This window comes from Polyangiaceae bacterium (assembly GCA_020633235.1).
Taxonomy (GTDB): Bacteria; Myxococcota_A; Polyangia; order Polyangiales; family Polyangiaceae; genus JACKEA01.
Window position 1 is genome coordinate 810,235 of record JACKEA010000003.1, and the last position, 15,836, is coordinate 826,070.

The following is a 15,836-nucleotide window of genomic DNA, read 5'->3' on the forward strand; positions in this document are numbered from 1 at the left end:
TCCTCAGCCTTCAAGCCTGACGCCGGAACGACGCCGGAACGACGCCAGGCCGACGAGGGCCGAGAGCGCGAGGAGCCAGAGCGAGCTTGGTGCGCGCGTGGGCGCGAGCTTGCAGCCGCAGCCGGAGTCGTCGCTGGACGGGCTCGCCGAGCTTCCGCCGGAGCCCGAGGTTCCCGCGTTCCCGGCCGTAGCACCGGTGCCGCCGCCGGCGCCGCCGGGAGCGCCGCCGTCGGTGCTGCTGCCGCCGCCGGTGCCCGCGTCGCTGGTCTCGCCGCTCACCGAGTACACGTGAACCAGCGGTTGGTAATTGGGTGCATCCGCCCCCGGCGCCACCAGGTACATGCGTCGCGTGGACGGATCCCAGGCGACGCCGCCGAGCTGCCCGGCGTCGCCAAACTGGGTGAAGGTCCAGCCAGTGTAGGGGGCCACCTCCCAGGGCTTCTTCGAGCCCGAGAGCACGGCGACGTAGTCGTTCACGTCGTAGGCCCACACGAAGTAGCTGTACGGATAGGCGTGGTCGCCCTTGCCGTCGCTGTCCGGATCGAAACACCAGTCGTCCACCCCGCCGGGAGCCGGCTTGCCGACCAGTGACGGATCGCTGGTGCCGGGTCCATAACAGTACGGGCCCAGGCCCTTCTTGCCGAAGAACAGCACGCTGCGGGTGCCGTCGGCGAACAGCGCACCGAGAATGCGCATGGAGCTGTCGTTGTAGGGGATGGTCCAATTGGGGCCGCCGCTGCCCACCGGGAGGCCGCTGCGGTTTTGCGGATCGACCACGTCCACCGTGGGCACCGGCGTGCCGTTCCAGGTCTGGGTCGGCAGGTTGGAGTCCCAGGCACCCAGCGTCTGGTGGCAGTTGGCCTGGTCCGAGGTGTCTCCGCTGGTGCACGGATAGTACGCGAGCGGCTTGGACGCGATCGTGGTGCCCGCTGCCGGTTTCGCGATCAGCGCGTCCGCGTCCAAGGTGTGCAGCCCCGGCCCCGCGGAGTTCACGCTGATGATCGACCAAGGTCCGTTGCCCGCCACCACCGGCGCACCCAGCGCGGACTGCCACTCCGGGGGCACCAACGTCATGTAGGAGCCGAACAGGGTCTGCGACACGTTGCCCACCGGGTACGGGCCCGACACGCTCGGCTTCGCGAAATCCAGCGAGCCGTTCACGAACGCCGCCGCCGGTTGCGACCCGGAAGCGTCGTAGGCCACCGAGCACGCTCCGATCAGGCTGCCTTGATACACGACGTAGCTGCAAAATCCGTTACCGCTCAGCGGCGCCTTGCCGTCGCTGGGGTCGGCAAAGCCCTGCAAGATCGTCGCCGTCTGCAGGCCGTCGAGCCCTACCGTGTTGGGATCCGCCAAGCCCGGGATCGAGATCTGCGCCAAGCTCGGCGTGCTGCTCACGTAGCCCGCGGAGAGGTACCCCGACACGAACAGCGTCGGCTGATTGCCCCGCGCCGCGTCGTAGTACACGTTGCCCGCGACGAAGCCGCTGGAGTAGTCGAAGTGATCCGTCCCATGGTCGCCCGTCGGCAGGCGGAAGGAGCCGAGGTACTCGAGGTCGGCCTCTTGGAGCAGCTTCTGCGCGCTCGCGGAGCTCGCAAAGCCGACGACCACCACCGCCACCGCTGCCCCCAAGATCGACCCGCGCATGTCCGGATCATCCCGCCGCCGATGGCCCGAGGCAACCCGACGTTCGGGAACGCGCCGCGCGGGCGTCCGGGACGGGGCTCGCGCCGGACCAACAACAGAAGTCGTCAGAAGTAGTCGTTCGGGTCGAGGCCCTTGTACTCGCAGTAGTCCCGGAGATCCCGACGGATGAGTCGCAGCGCGATGGCCATCATGAGCACGTCGTCCAGCTGACCGATGCCCGGGATCGCGTCGGGGATGAGATCCGACGGGCTGATGAAGTAGAGCGTGGCTGCCACGCCCACCGCCAGGCTGTACCAGCGCACCTTGCGGTAGCGCCCGGCCCAATAGTCGTCGACCAGATCCAGCAGCAAGCGCACCCGGTTGGTGAGCTTCTGCATGCGGTTCGGGACGTCCCGCAGCTTGTCGAACACGACCTGCCGAGAGTCGTGGAGCTTGTCCAGCTGCTTCAGCCGAAGCTTCTTGGTGGCGCTTCGCAGCAGCGCGATGATTCGCTTCTCGTCGGAGGTCGAGCTCATCACCTCCGCTTCTTGCTCGCCCATACGTCCACCCTACCACCCCGCGTCCCAGCGCAAACGACGCGGATCAGGACAGGGGCGATTCACCCCACTCTTACTGAGGGCACGCGTCGAGACGGGCGCCCTCGCGGATCCATCGCTGGATCAGCCGGAGGCGCGCGCGCGGGTCGTTGTTGTCCAGCTTCAGGTCGCCGAGGGGCATCGGCTCGCCCCGAACGAACCACTCGCGCAAGCGCTGGCTCTCCGCTGCTGGCGGCGGCGGGCACTCGCCGTCGGGACCGAAACCGACCTGGTAGCGCGTGTCGCAGACCGTCTGTGGGGCGTCGGGCGCCGTGCGGAACGAGTCCGTCTTTCGCAGCAGCTTGTACATCAGGTAGCTGTTGTCGGGCCGAAAGGGATCGACGATGGGCATGTTCACACCCAAGCGCACGGGATTTTCCAGCACCACTCCGGTCTTGGAGCCGATCTCGGTTTCGTGCGCCGGCTTGCCGATGGCCGTCTCGCGGATGGCGTCCGCGGAGTCCAACATCAATCCCATGCGGGGCGTCTGGGAGCAGCTCCCAGTGGGGTCGTCACAGCGCTTGTGACACGCACTGCCCGTACAGCTTCCGTTCTGGAAGGCGGTGAGAATGGCGGCGCACGTCACGGGCGGATCGCTGGACGCCGCCGGCGGCGGATCCGCCTTCGCGGTTCGGAAGTCGAACTTGAGCGGCACGGGCCCTTCCGCCAGGGAGGCGCCGTCGAAGGCGCGGAAGCCGTAGGAGTCCGCGTCCGTGGGCACCACCAGCTCCACCGTGTAGAGCACCCCTGGAAGATACGTACCGCCGTCCGCCAGCCGGTACGAGAGCACGCGCTCCACCAAGTCGTACTCCGGTTGCAGGAACACGCCGAGGTCGGGATCTCCCGTGTACACACGGATCGACTGGCGGACCGCGGTCTCCGGCAAGAGGTAGCGGTCGAAGCGGATCTGGAGGGTGGCGTCCCGAGGCACCCCGCAATCGTCCGGGCTGCCCACACCGCAGTCGGTTCCCGTCTCGGGCGCGGGATAGACGGCCACGGCGTGGAGCGCAGGGCCTAGACCCTCGTCCAGCTCCGGCTCCCCTTGATCGCAGCCCGCCGCCAGTAGAGCGAGCGCGGTGACGGCTAGGGTACGACTCAGCTCTCGGAATACAGGTTCAGCTGATCGCGAACCGTGTCTTCCGTCACGCCGGTGCGGATGCTCTCCTTGAGGCAATCCGCGAGGGTGATGAGCAGGTCGTCCACGCCCTTCTCCTCGATGATCTTCGACAGCAGCCGACGGGCTTCCTTGCTGTCGTCCTCCCGGAGGAACTCGCGCACCTTCTCGACGGAGATATCTCCCTGAAAATCCAGGTACATATTTGTCAGAAGATAGCGAACCAGCTCCTTCAAAGGGCGCCTCCTTGGAGTCCGGCGGGCAGTGGCCGGAAGGGCCTTGCCTATACCCGCCGGGTGAACGGTCACGCAAGGGGATTAGCGTGCCCGCCCCAGATTTGTGGAGTTGACGTGACGCCATCAGCGACACCCGAGGAGCTGGGGATCGGCAGGATCATGGCAAACCAGGCAGGGGCGGGCGTTTTTGCGCAGCGCCGTGCGGCAGCGACTCTGGAAGCCCACGGGGTGGGGATTGGTGCCCTGACCCATGCTTCCTCCGCCGGGACCCCGGCCGCCGACCCGGGTAGAGGCGTGGCAGATCGCGCAGTCCCGCTCCACGTGGCAGCTGACGCAGGCCTCGATGTTGCGCTCCGCTTCCCAGGCGTGGTGCCCCGCCGTTCGCGGCGGATCCGTCCACACGCTCTTGGGCGGGTGGAAGCGCCCGCGGCCAGCGAAGGCGCCGTAAGGGCCGCTCAGGGTCACGCCGGCGCGTTGGTGGCAGCTGACGCAAAACGACTGCGCGCGATGGCAGCTCGTGCAGCGCGGATTGTTCTGCCGCGCCGCCGTGGGGTGCATGCTGATCCAGTCGTTCGGGTGCACCTTGCGCGGGCGCACGCGCCCGTCGTGACAGTCCGCGCAGTCTTTCTCCGAGTGACAGCTGCTGCAGAACTGGCTGTCGTTCCCGGCGACCTCTCGGTGGCGCAGGATCCAATCCGGGCCGTGCCCGGAGTCGTGCAGCCAACGTGGAGGAACGAGCTTCCCGGAGGCGAACGCCGTCTTCATCAGGCCGCCCCGCTCCGTGAGGTGGCAGTTGTCGCAGGCTCCTCGCGCCTGACCCGCGGCGGGCCCCGCCATCTGGTGGCACTTGAGACAGCCGCGCATGCGGGGCAGCTGGTCCCGCGTGGCGAGCTCCAGATTCTCCACTTGGCCATGGCACTGCGCGCAGCCGATGTTGCGCGCCAGATGCGCGGCGTGGTTCATCTTCAGGTTGGGAGTCGGCAACGAGAGCCGCTCCACCGTGTTCGGGCGCTTTTCGTCGTAGCCCACGTGGCAGAAGGCGCACTGCCCGATGAGATCGTCTGCGCTGGTGGTGACGGCGGAGAGGTTTCGGTGATCACTGCCGTGACACGCGTCGCAACGGGTGGGCGACGGTAGCAACCGGTCCGAGGACGAAAGACTCGTCTTGGCGCGGTCGTGACAACCGGTGCAGGGAACGCCGAGCTCCTTGACGTGCTTCTTGTGGTTGAAGCGGAGGGTCAGGCGCTGGGGCGGGAAAATGCCCTTGCTGGGGCCGTCTTCGCCTTTTTGCGCGCCGGGCGGGCGATCCGCGAGGGGAACCGACGCTCCTCCGGGCAACGGTGCGAGGCCGTGCACGGGACGGGCCGCGACGTTCGCGGCGGGGCGTGCCCGCGCCGGACCAACATCCAGAAGAATCCCGACAAGCAGGCTGAGCCCACAGACGAACGCAAACAGCCACGTGGAGCGCTTCATTTCAGCACCGTCACGTCCAGGGTAGCGAGCACGCGGTAACGCTGCCCGACCAAGCGGTTCATGCTGTGCTCCCACTCCAACCCGAGGCGTGTGCGTTCGAGGGGCGAGTAGCCACCGCCCAGCACGTAGCCGAAGCTGGTGGCGTCGCGCTGCGACCGGAGATCGTCGTTCCAGTCGTAGAGGGAGAGCACGACCATGGCGTCGTACAGGCCGTAGTCGAAGGCCTGACGGGTGGTGACGTCACCGCCCACACGATGGCCGCGCTTGCCGGTCTCGCCCATGCTGCGGAGCTCGACCGAACCGTCGCGCCAGCGGTAGCGGCCCCCTGCGTTGCCGAGCACGTCGGTGAGCATGCCGGACTCGCTGCGGTCGAAAGTGCTCGCGTAAGTGGCGGAATCGCCCTCGGTGCGGAACACCCGCGCGCCGCCGGAGAGGGCCACGTCGAAGCGGCGCGAGGCGCGGTACTCCGCGCGGCCGAGGTACGTGGTGGTGGCTTCGTGGGTGAACCAGTTGAAGATCGAGTCGGCGTCGAAGGTCGGGTAGTAGTAGTCGTAGTCGGCGCCCACGGTGAGCTTCTCCGTGGCGTACCAATCGGCCGCGAGGGCGTGCTCGCTGAACAGCTGATTCACGAAGTCGTACACCACGCTGCCGCGTACGGCGCCCAGGCTCTCGGCGCTGAGACGGGCGGAATAGCCGATGCGCTCGCTGGAGACGCGATCCCCGCCCACCGTCACGAAGCCGCCGCCGGCATCCGCGAAGGGAGAGACCACCACCGTGTCTCGGTTGATCACCTTGCGGTAGGACAGCCGTCCGTGGATCCACGACACGCCGCTGCTCTCCAGGGCGAAGCCGTAGGCGGGGGCGAGCTTCGACTCTTCCAAATAGTAGGGGTACTGGTTGGCTTCGAGCTCGCTGCGGTTGCCGCGGTACACGCCGTCGGCGGTGTAGCGCGAGGTAGCGAGCAAGGCCGGGAGCCCGCCCCGCTGCTCGAATCCGCCGTAGGCCTCCGCCTGGAAGTACACCGGCGTGGTCAAGCGAACGAGGCCGCCGTCGAAGGACCACCAGCCGAGGGCATCCGTCGTGTACTGGCGACCGACACGAAAGCCGAGCCAGCCGCCGAGGTAGCGCTCGCCTTCCAGGTACGCGTACATCACGTCCACTGGAGACTGCTCCAGCCCAGGAATGAAGCGGCCGGCGGAGTTCGGGCTGCGCTCCACGCCCTCTTGTCCGAAGTCGGAGTCGAGACGCATGCGCATCTTGAACGAGAGGCGCGGACCGAAGCCGACGCTGTCCCCACCGATGTCGTAGACCGCCAGGCCCAACGTTTGCGTGTAGCGGCGCCGGCGGATCAGCGGATCGCCGTACGGGCTCGACAGCGTGTAGAACTGCGCGTCCGTGGTGGACTGCACCTCGGCCTCGATCGCCCGGGCGTGGGACGTGTGCACCACGCCCACCAGGGTCCAGCAAAGAACGATGCCAAGCTTCGCCCTCATTGAGCCGCATCCGCTCGCACGAAGGGCGATGGTCGTCGACGCCCCCGAGAGCTGTCAACCGAGTCACGCGGCGGCGGACCGGCGCGAGCGCGTTCCTTCGGAAAGCCACGACTGCAGCGCGTCGAGGTCCCAGCCGAACAGGAACGGCTCCACCTCCGAAAGCGCCCCGACGCGCTTCGCTTCCGCCCCGAGGCGCAGGGCCGAGGCACGCGCCACGGCGGACAGCAGGGGGCTCGGGACGGCAGTGAGGGCCAAAATCTCCGGCAGCACGTCTCGGGCGCCGAGCTCCGCCGAGAGCACCGCCGCCAGGATCCGCGGATCCGCGGAGTTCGGCGCATCGAGCGCGGCGCCGAGGGCATCTCGCGTGCGCACGCCAGAAATGGCGCTCCGCGCGTGGCGGTAGCTCTCCGGAGCCAGGGACAGCCGCTCCCCGAGCTCGCCGGTGGCCAGCACTCGGCGCGCCTCCGTGAGCACGCGCTCGAACACCGGCTCCAGTGGATCCTCGATGCAACGCTCGCCATCCAGATCCAGAGCGACGGGCAGCGCGGCTTCCTCCGCGTACGCTTCCAGGTGGGCTTCCAGCCGTTCCAAGCACACGTTGCCGCGAGCGCGTCCGAAAAGCACGTCCCTCGCCGTGCGGATGGTGACCGAGCTCCAGCGCGTGGCGGGCGTCGCGTGGTCCATCTCGTGAACGAGCTCGACGTCGATGGAGCTCACCGCGGCCCAGCGCAGCACGCGGGGCTCGGGCTCGGAATGCACGAGCACGCCCCAGGGCACGATGGCCATTGGCGGCGACGTGCCACGAGTCGTGGGACCGAGCTCGCGCACGGTGAGCAGAGAGGCGAGGACGCCCGCAACGGAAGCCGCGCAGGCGGTGGTGAGCTCCGCCCCCCCGAGAAAGAGGCCGGCGCCGAATGCACCGAGGCCCGCACCTGCCGCCATCAATCGCACGTCGCGGCGCGGCGGCGCGGGGCTCAGGCTCACGTATCTGAAATCCGGGGGCGGCGCCGTACGACGCATCTCCGGTTAGCTTAGCAGCACGCGCTCGACGCAACAGGCGCTGGAATTTTCCGCTGCTTCAGCTCGCCTTGGTCAGTGTGTGCAGCGTGACCAGGGCCTTGTCGAACTCGAAGCGATCGATCTCGGCTCCCAGCTTGCTCGCCGCCGGCCCCAGCGTGGTCGAGAGCAGCTGAGCGGATTCCGCCCAGATCTGATTGGCGCGGGTGTCGTCGGTGGTGAGCAGTACTTCGAGGCGGCGAAGGACCTCCGTGGACTTGGCGCGTTCCACGGCGCTGAGCTCGGGGGCCTTTTGTGGCTGCTCTTCCACCAATCGCGAGAGATCCGAGACGAGCAGGGACAGGCTTCGTTCCAGCTCTTCCAGCCCGGGCGCGGAGTCGTCCGCCGCGCGGATCGCCGACTCCACCGTCAGCGCCGTGGCATGCAGCTCCAAAGCCCCGAGAGTGGCGGCAACCCCCTTGAGGGTGTGGGCCATGCGCTCGGCATCGCCGCGGCGGCCCTCGGCGAGCGCCTGGCGCATTGCCGCGCCGTCCCCCGCATGCCCGCGCACGAACATGCGCAGGAGACGCAGGTAGCTGGCGCCGTTCCCGGCGACGCTGGCGAGGCCGGTCTCGACGTCGAGCCCCGGGATCTCACTCAGCGTTCGAGCAACCGCTGGCGGAACGGTGGGCACGGTGATGGCCGGAAACCACGTGAGGAGCTCCCGGTAGAGGGCGGCGGGGGCCACCGGCTTTCCGATGTGCCCGTTCATCCCCGCGTCGAGGCAACGTTGCCGATCGTCGGCGAAGGCATTCGCCGTCATCGCGACGATGGGGATCTCCTCGCAGCCGGGCAGATCGCGGATGGCGCGTGTGGCGTCCAATCCGTCGAGCACTGGCATGTGCACGTCCATCAGCACGATCGCGTAGCGCGTGGCCCGCGCGCATTCGACGGCAGCTCTACCGTCTGCGACGACGTCCACCTCGAGCCCGACGCGCTCCAAGAGCTCCCGCGCGACTTCCTGGTTGACGGGATTGTCTTCGGCCAGCAGCACCCGGGCGCCCCGGCACTGCGTCCGAAGGGTCTGCTCCGGCCGCTCTGCCGGCAGCGACGCTCGTATCCGCTTGGAGCTCGATCTGCGGCTCCCGACGCGAAGACGCGCGGAAAACCAGAACGTACTGCCGACACCGAGCTCACTCTCGACGCCCGTGTCGCCATTCATCAGGCCGGCCAAGCGCCGCACGATGACCAAGCCGAGACCGGTCCCCCCGTAGTGGCGCGTGGTGGAGCTGTCCGCCTGCACGAAGGGCTGGAAGATACCCTCGCGCTGCTCTCGTGAGAGACCGATGCCTTGGTCCTGCACCTCCAGCCGCAGCACTACCTCGTCGTCGACCCGCCGCTCCTGGATCGCGCGCACGGCAATGGTGCCTTGCTCCGAGAACTTGATCGCATTGCCGATGAAGTTCAGGAGCACTTGACCCAAACGCAAGACATCGCCGTGCAGTACCTGCGGCAGCGCGGGGTCGACGCTCCAGCGAAGCGACAGCCCTTTGGCCTCGGCGCGCTCGCCCAGCAGGCTGATGGCATGGTCGATCATTCGCGTCGGCGAGAAGGTCTCGTCCTCCAATACCAGCCGGCCCGCCTCGACCTTGGAAAGATCCAAGATGTCGTTCAGCAGCTGCAAGAGGTGCTGAGCGGCGTCAGCGACCTTCGTGAGCCGCGTCCGCGCTCTGGGGTCCGTGGAGTCCTCGCGCAGCAGATGGGTGAGGCCGATGATCGCGTTCATCGGCGTGCGGATCTCGTGGCTCATGTTGGCCAGGAACGCGGTCTTGGCGCGACTTGCAGACTCCGCTGCGACCTTCGCTTCCAGGAGCTCCGCCGCCTGGCGCTCGCTCTCCAGGCACAGCGTCAGACTACGAGCCAACTTGGCGAGCACGGGCTGAAGCAGAGCGGCCGCTCGACGGCTGGCCACGGCGACCACGGCCTCTTGAGGCGAAAACAGGATCACGTACCCGAGCTCCGGTAGCGGCAACGACAACGCGTACCCGTAGCCGGCGCCGGGGAAGAGCCCGCCCTCGGCTTCCAGCACGCCACCGTAGGACGCAGCCGCGCTCCAGGGCGCGGCTTGTCCTTCCAGCCGCCGGAGCGCGCGGTTGCCGACGGCGGCGTAGACCTCGTCCCCGTTCAGCACCACGGCGCCGCACGCGCACTCCGTGTGGATCAAGAAGCGCTCGAGCATCTTCAGAGCCAACGGCCGCGGCCTGGTTTCCCCCGCCATCGCCATCGCGAGGTCGTACAGGACGCTGACCGTCTGGCTCTGCCTCAGGTCCACGGCAAGGCCGTTATCGTGGCGTTGTGAAACACCGGATACTGCTGATGGCCCGACCCGATCTCCCCGAGGCACAGCGCGCCGACGACGGGCAATGGAGCCACCTCGTTGCGCAGCACCTCGAGCTCTTTGGTGGCCGCCCCCTGGTCCAGGTGCATGTAGCGACCGGCGCAGTAGAAGGTGAGCAAGCTGCCGGCGGCGTCCGAGCTGGCCGCCGCGCCGACCTCGGCCGCCGTTCGCGGGTTGCCGGGCTCGACGGCGCGCACCACGCTCAACAGCGCGTTCTCGGCGATCTCGCCGGAACAGTGCACCGATCCGTCTTCACACACTTGCACGGGGATCCGAACCAGCGCCTCGCCCTGCGCGCGATTGATGGCGAAGGGGAAGTGCACGGCGTGACGATAGAAGTTCTCGCGATCCAGCTGAATGCCGTACTCCGCAGATAGCAGCTCCTGGTAGACCTCGAATGCCGGTCGCCCCTCGATGGTCTCCACCTTGCTACCCTGAGTGGCGGTAGCCACCCACAAGGCGTCGTTCCCTCGATAGCCATGGGCCAGGGTGGCGCCGGGATGTTCGGGAAGCAGCAGCGCCAGGATGGCGCGACCTTGGAAGGCCTCGACGTCGAACAAGCAGGGAACCGGTTCGAAGGTCTCGCTGCCGACGCAGACGCCGGCGTAGTTCACCTGGTCGCCGACCTCCATGTACAGGCGCGCGAGGATGGATGCGACATCGGCGATCGTCGCGTCTACCAGAAGCATCAATGTGTCGCCCCCGCCTTCTGCCGCATGCTCGAGAACGAAGTCCGCCAACGCTTCGATGGTCTCGTTCGGTGTGTGGTCGGCCTCGGGAACCGGAACCATCACGCGCGGCACACTTTGGAGTGGGACCAGCAGCGTGCCTCGTCGCCGAAACTCGTCCTCGATGACCAGTCCCGGAACGATGGCTCCCAGAAGATCCACCTGCCGCTCGCGAGCGGCGGATTGGAGCGTGGGCACGGAACCCGAATCTGCCTCGCTGACCAACGCCAGCACGCCCTCGTTCAGAATCAGGTCGGAAGGCAGGGTGTCCAAATACGTCCAGCCGGTCATCGTTCGTCCTCCTACATGGGCGGCTCGCTATGGGTGATCAGGGGCAGGGCAAGGCGACCGTCCAGCTTCGCAACGCACTCCTCTTCGCCGTCGGCGTAGCGGATGCTGATCTCCTCGAACACGCTGCGGTTCGCCAAGAAGGCGTCGACCACGCTGGGATCGAACTGCGCGCCGCGGCCTTCCACGATGATGCTCACGGCCTTCTCGAATGGGAACGGCGGCTTGTACACGCGTCGCGACGTGAGCGCGTCGAACACGTCCGCCAGCGCCATGAGGCGAGCTGGGATCGGAATCCTGTCGCCGGCGAGGCCATCGGGGTAGCCGTTTCCGTCCCACTTCTCGTGGTGGTGCCGAGCGATGTCCTTGGCAATGCCCAAGAACGGCACGGGGTGGTCGACGTCTTCCTCCGCGTGCTCGATCGCGGCAGCCCCCAGCTCGGCGTGGGTGCGCATGATGGTCCACTCGTCAGGGGTGAGCTTGCCGGGCTTCAGCAGAATGTGGTCCGGGATGCCCACCTTGCCGATATCGTGCAGGGGCGCGGACTTGACCAGGAGCTCGATATTCTGCGCCGTGAGGAACTCGGCAAAGCGCGGGTGGTCTCGCAGGTGCTCCGCCAAGGTTCGCACGTAGCCCTGAGTGCGGCGCAGATGATTGCCTGTTTCGCTGTCGCGAATTTCCGCCAGCTGGCCCAAGGCCCGAATCGTCACGTCCTGGATCAGTTGATTCTCCCGCATCCGCCGAACGATCTCCGCTTCCAGCAGCGCGTTGCGATCTGAGAGCAGGTCCCGCGCCGCCTTCAGCTCCAGGTGCGTGTTCACCCGAGCCAGAACCACGGGCGGCTTGATCGGCTTGCTGATGTAGTCCACCGCGCCCGCCGCCAGTCCTCGCTCCTCGTCGCTGGAGCCGTCCAGCGCGGTCACGAAGATGACCGGAATGGTGGCCGTGGCCGCGTTGCTCCGGAGCCGTTCCAGCACGGTGTAGCCGTCCATCTCGGGCATCATCACGTCGAGCAGGATCAAGTCGGGGACCGGGTCCGACGCGGCGACCTCCAGCGCGCGGCGCCCGGAGCTCGCGGCGCGCACCCGGTAGGGTGGTTGCAGCAACTCGCTGAGAAGCACCAGGTTCTCGGGCGTGTCATCAACGATGAGGATGGTCTTCATCTCGCTCCGAATGAAACGGCCGGTGCGGAAGTTGCTTGAGCGACCAGGCGACTACCGTGGGCCTCCAAGAGTGCGCAGGTTTCGAAGTGGGTCCGCGCCAGGTTCGGCCACAGCTCCCGGGCAGCCACCAGGTCCCCAGCCCGCGTGAGTCGCTCGACCTCCGTGGCGATGCGAGACAACTTGATCGCGCCCAAGTTGGCGCTGCTGCTCTTGAGCGTATGGGCCCCCTCTCCCGCCCGCGTGAGGTCTCCGGATTCGAACCCTTGCCGGATGCTCTCGATCCACTCCTCGCTCGCGGACACGTAGGTCTTCACCACCCGGTCGAGCAGCTGCGAGCCATCCCGGGCCATGTCCCGCACGCGCTCCAGCGCCGCCACGTCGATGAGCGGCGCCTGACACGCTGCCTCCTTCGGGCTCTGACTCGGGACCGCGACGAGTCCCTCCGATTCGCGGCCGCCCCAGGTTTCGAGCACAGCCCGTAGCTCTTCCGGCTTGAAGGGCTTGCTCACGAACGCGTCCATGCCTGCCGCCAAACAGCGTTCTTCGTCGCCCTTCATGGCGTTCGCGGTGAGCGCCACGATGGGCACGCGTCGTTCGCGGGCGAGAGCACGGTATCGACGTGCCGCCTCGTAGCCATCCATCACCGGCATCTGGCAGTCCATCAGCACGACGTCGTGCTCGTCTCGTTCGAGGGCGTCGAGCGCCTGGACTCCGTCCTCCACGAGCGTCGCGTGGCAGCCCCACAGCTCGAGCAGCCCCGCGACCACCTCCTGGTTGATGGGATTGTCCTCCGCCACCAACACGCGCAGGCCCAGCGCACCGCTGGGATCTCGAGCAGGCTTTCGGAGAGCGGGCTTCTGCGGTCGAATGATCGCCACGACCGCGTCCCGCAGCCGGCTCGAGCGAATCGGCTTGAGCAGATGCGGGTGCGCCGACGCCGGGGCTCCACCCACGCGATCGAGCACGATCAACGGAGAGAGGTCGACCGGGAGCAGCCGAGCATCGACGAAATACAGTACATGCCCCTGCTTCGGCCCGAGCGTCGCCGTGCTCTCGTGTGCTTCGGCGGGGATCCCCATGGCTTCCAGCTCGTGACACAGCGCCGCCGCGGCGCTGGCGTTGGGATCGACCACCACCGCGACCAGATCGCGATCCTGCGCGAAGTACACCGAACCAGAAACGTCCCGGGGTCCGGCGAACACCGCCGTGAACCAAAACGTAGAGCCCTTCGAGAGCTCGCTTTCGACCCCCACGTCCCCACCCAAGAGCTGCGCGAGCTGGCGAGCGATGGCGAGGCCGAGCCCCGTGCCCCCGAAGCGTCGCGTGGTGGAGCCGTCCGCCTGCTGAAATGCCTCGAAGATCCGAGTGCGTGCATCTTCTGCCAGACCCACTCCCGTGTCGCGCACCTCGAAGCGGAGCTCCACGGAGTCGTGCTCACGAGCCACGACACGCCCCGTGAGCACCACCTCCCCGACGTGTGTGAACTTCAGGGCGTTGGCGAGCAGGTTGGTGAGCACCTGACGCAGACGCCCGGCGTCACCCCGAACCACCCCGGGCAAGCTCGGTTCCAGGTCGCAGACCAGCTCGAGACCGCGCCGATGCGCCTCCTCCGCGAGCAAGTCCACGGTATCCTCGATCGTTCCTCGCAGGTCGAAGTCCGCGGCGTCGAGCTCCATGCGACCCGCCTCGATCTTGGAGAAATCCAGTACGGCGTTGATGATGCCCAACAAGGAATGCGCCGACCGCTGGATGTTGCCGACCAGCTTGCGCTGTTTGTCCCCGAGGTCCGTGGTCAAGAGCAGCTCGGCCATGCCCAAGACGCCGTTCATCGGCGTCCGGATCTCGTGGCTCATGTTGGCCAGGAACTCGCTCTTGGCGCGATTGGCAGCGTCAGCCGTCTCCTTCGCCGTCTGGAGCTCGCCGTTGGAAAGCGCGAGCTCGTCGAGGGCCGCCTTCAGGGCCGCCGTGCGAACCTGGACCTTCTTCTCCAACACGCTCGCTGCTTGAAACAAGGAGAAGGCGCCACCCTGGAGCTCCATCTCTCGCTCCACGCGCGCCATCAACACCTTGTTCACCTTCTGCAGGCGTCGAATCTGCGCTTCGAGCGCTATTTCGTTCTCGGACTTCATTCGCGTGTGCCGATGGCGACCCCGGTGAACGTCTGGTTGACGTGCATGGCGTTGAACTGCTCGCCGTAGGTCGCGAACCCGATGACGTTGTTCTCGACCATCAAGTCGCCCACACGCTCCTTCACGCCGCGTTGGTCGCACTCCAGACTGCGAAGGATGCAATCGCAGCCGAGCACCAGCTCCGGCTCGCCAATCTCCCGGCGTATCTCGCCGAAGGCCCCCTCCAGGTTTTCGATCAAGTCCACACCCCGAGCAACGGTCAGAACGATGCCTTCGTCGATGGCGCAGAAGAACGTCAGGCTCTCGTCGTCGTTCACCTTTTGGATGGAACGGACGTAGTAGCCCCCGCCCAGCTTCACGACGACGGGATAGGCGGAGAAGATCATCGGCGTGAGGTGAGCGACATCCAGGCCGACGAGCCGCGCATACTCGCGACCGGCCGGCTCCCCGTTGATCTCGGTAACGATGCGGCGATCCGGGTCCGCTTCGGTCACCACCATCTTGTCGTCGGAGCTGACGAAGTGCTGCGTCTTGAATACGCGGAAGGGGTTCTCCGTGTGCATCACGGAGAGCACGGCGCAGTTCTTGCGAAACTTGCCTTCGTGGAACACGTGCGTCTCGCCGAAGCGCGTTCCATCTCCCGCCGAGCCGCCGAACAGCTGGATGTCCCCCAGGTTCCGGTACACCGACGAGACCACCGCTTCTTCCCGGGTGGATAGGCCGTCGATGAGCAGAAACGCGAAGCTGTTTGCCCCGGACGGATCCAGACCACGCTGTTGAAGCTGCTGGAGCGCTGCTTCGGCGGCGGCCTCACCATCCGCAAACGCGAAGGATGCGAGGTCATCCAGCCGCTGGGTCACCACGGAGAAGCTTTCGCTGCCGATGCTGACGCCGGTGATTGCCCCGTCCAGGTAACCGGCGGGCGTGATCTCGCCCGCAGAAGAAGCCCCGAGCAGCTCCGTCCCCGGAAGCTCGTCGGACAGCACTCTGCCCAGCACGTCCAAGTCGTACTCGGACGAACAATAGAACAGCGACAACTTGGCATCCGGCTGCCGGATGGCGGCCGCCAGCTCGCGTCCGGCAACGACCGCATCCCGGGCGACGCTCGCGCCCTTCTTCACCTTCAGCGAATCATGTTTCATCATCAGCCTCTTCGCAGGAGCCCATGAGGGCGCCGTGCCCCATGCGCTTACCCCCTTCGACCAACCGACGCAGCGCCACGCCCAGGTAGTTGATCGTCACCGACTTGGAGATGTACCCGTTGGCTCCGGCTCGAAGCGCCGCCGCGCGGAGCTCCTCCACCACCATGCCGGAGTACAGGACCACGAAGCGGGCGCGCCGTTCCCCTCGGCGCACGACCCCCACCGCGTGGTCACCACGCAGCGAGGGCATGGATACATCCATGACCACGATGTCCGGATCGTGCCTCAGCAGCGTGGCGAGCATTCCCAGTGCGTTGGACTGGGTGGCGACCTCGAACGCCGCCCCCTCGAGGGCAGCCCGGCCCAGCTCCAGGATCACTGGATCGTCATCCACGAGGAGGACGCGCTTACCCATCAAATGGGATGGACGGCGCCGTTCCAACCCCCTTGAACG

At 67.2% G+C, this 15,836-nt stretch carries 13 protein-coding genes; all 13 read right to left on the reverse strand.

The window, feature by feature from the left end; all coding sequences use genetic code 11:
- Positions 1-3: 3 nt before the first annotated feature.
- The 13 genes from H6717_20505 to H6717_20565 all read right to left on the reverse strand — a co-directional run bounded on the left by H6717_20505 (position 4) and on the right by H6717_20565 (position 15,797).
- On the reverse strand, positions 4-1,647 hold the full coding sequence (locus H6717_20505; GenBank protein ID MCB9579424.1) for a hypothetical protein: 1,644 nt from the start codon (positions 1,645-1,647) through the stop codon (positions 4-6).
- Between the two features lie 104 nt (positions 1,648-1,751).
- On the reverse strand, positions 1,752-2,186 hold the full coding sequence (locus H6717_20510) for a DUF1232 domain-containing protein (GenBank protein MCB9579425.1): 435 nt from the start codon (positions 2,184-2,186) through the stop codon (positions 1,752-1,754).
- Positions 2,187-2,256: 70 nt separating this feature from the next.
- Positions 2,257-3,219, reverse strand: a complete 963-nt coding sequence (locus tag H6717_20515; GenBank protein MCB9579426.1) for a hypothetical protein — start codon at positions 3,217-3,219, stop codon at positions 2,257-2,259.
- Between the two features lie 98 nt (positions 3,220-3,317).
- Positions 3,318-3,572, reverse strand: a complete 255-nt coding sequence (locus tag H6717_20520) for a hypothetical protein (GenBank protein ID MCB9579427.1) — start codon at positions 3,570-3,572, stop codon at positions 3,318-3,320.
- A gap of 123 nt (positions 3,573-3,695) precedes the next feature.
- The gene (locus H6717_20525) at positions 3,696-5,045 is read right to left on the reverse strand and encodes a cytochrome c family protein (GenBank protein ID MCB9579428.1); all 1,350 of its coding nucleotides are present in this window, start codon (positions 5,043-5,045) and stop codon (positions 3,696-3,698) included.
- Complete coding sequence (locus tag H6717_20530) at positions 5,042-6,520, reverse strand: hypothetical protein (protein MCB9579429.1); 1,479 nt, start codon at positions 6,518-6,520, stop codon at positions 5,042-5,044. Before H6717_20530 ends, H6717_20525 begins: the two co-directional genes overlap by 4 nt.
- 81 nt (positions 6,521-6,601) lie before the next feature.
- Positions 6,602-7,558: a hypothetical protein gene (locus tag H6717_20535; protein MCB9579430.1), complete on the reverse strand. Its 957-nt coding sequence runs from the start codon at positions 7,556-7,558 to the stop codon at positions 6,602-6,604.
- Between the two features lie 58 nt (positions 7,559-7,616).
- A complete protein-coding gene (locus H6717_20540) occupies positions 7,617-9,866 on the reverse strand; it encodes a response regulator (GenBank protein ID MCB9579431.1) in 2,250 nt (749 codons plus the stop codon).
- Complete coding sequence (locus tag H6717_20545) at positions 9,857-10,951, reverse strand: FIST C-terminal domain-containing protein (GenBank protein MCB9579432.1); 1,095 nt, start codon at positions 10,949-10,951, stop codon at positions 9,857-9,859. Before H6717_20545 ends, H6717_20540 begins: the two co-directional genes overlap by 10 nt.
- Before the next feature lie 11 nt (positions 10,952-10,962).
- Positions 10,963-12,111 carry a two-component system response regulator gene (locus H6717_20550; protein MCB9579433.1) on the reverse strand — a complete coding sequence of 383 codons (1,149 nt, stop codon included), beginning with the start codon at positions 12,109-12,111 and terminating at the stop codon, positions 10,963-10,965.
- Positions 12,108-14,240, reverse strand: coding sequence for a response regulator (locus H6717_20555; protein MCB9579434.1), 2,133 nt, complete (start codon positions 14,238-14,240; stop codon positions 12,108-12,110). Before H6717_20555 ends, H6717_20550 begins: the two co-directional genes overlap by 4 nt.
- The gene (locus tag H6717_20560) at positions 14,237-15,382 is read right to left on the reverse strand and encodes an FIST C-terminal domain-containing protein (protein ID MCB9579435.1); all 1,146 of its coding nucleotides are present in this window, start codon (positions 15,380-15,382) and stop codon (positions 14,237-14,239) included. Before H6717_20560 ends, H6717_20555 begins: the two co-directional genes overlap by 4 nt.
- A complete protein-coding gene (locus H6717_20565; GenBank protein ID MCB9579436.1) occupies positions 15,372-15,797 on the reverse strand; it encodes a response regulator in 426 nt (141 codons plus the stop codon). The genes H6717_20560 and H6717_20565 overlap by 11 nt, the downstream gene beginning before the upstream one ends.
- Positions 15,798-15,836: the final 39 nt, after the last annotated feature.

Excerpts from the sequence above, each read along its gene's own strand:
- H6717_20505 (MCB9579424.1), bottom strand. The coding sequence starts at position 1,647 with ATGCGCGGGTCGATCTTGGGGGCAGCGGTGGCGGTGGTGGTCGTCGGC.
- H6717_20510 (MCB9579425.1), bottom strand. The coding sequence starts at position 2,186 with ATGGGCGAGCAAGAAGCGGAGGTGATGAGCTCGACCTCCGACGAGAAG.
- H6717_20525 (MCB9579428.1), bottom strand. The coding sequence starts at position 5,045 with ATGAAGCGCTCCACGTGGCTGTTTGCGTTCGTCTGTGGGCTCAGCCTG.
- H6717_20535 (MCB9579430.1), bottom strand. The coding sequence starts at position 7,558 with ATGCGTCGTACGGCGCCGCCCCCGGATTTCAGATACGTGAGCCTGAGC.
- H6717_20545 (MCB9579432.1), bottom strand. The coding sequence starts at position 10,951 with ATGACCGGCTGGACGTATTTGGACACCCTGCCTTCCGACCTGATTCTG.
- H6717_20550 (MCB9579433.1), bottom strand. The coding sequence starts at position 12,111 with ATGAAGACCATCCTCATCGTTGATGACACGCCCGAGAACCTGGTGCTT.
- H6717_20555 (MCB9579434.1), bottom strand. The coding sequence starts at position 14,240 with ATGAAGTCCGAGAACGAAATAGCGCTCGAAGCGCAGATTCGACGCCTG.
- H6717_20560 (MCB9579435.1), bottom strand. The coding sequence starts at position 15,382 with ATGAAACATGATTCGCTGAAGGTGAAGAAGGGCGCGAGCGTCGCCCGG.
- H6717_20565 (MCB9579436.1), bottom strand. The coding sequence starts at position 15,797 with ATGGGTAAGCGCGTCCTCCTCGTGGATGACGATCCAGTGATCCTGGAG.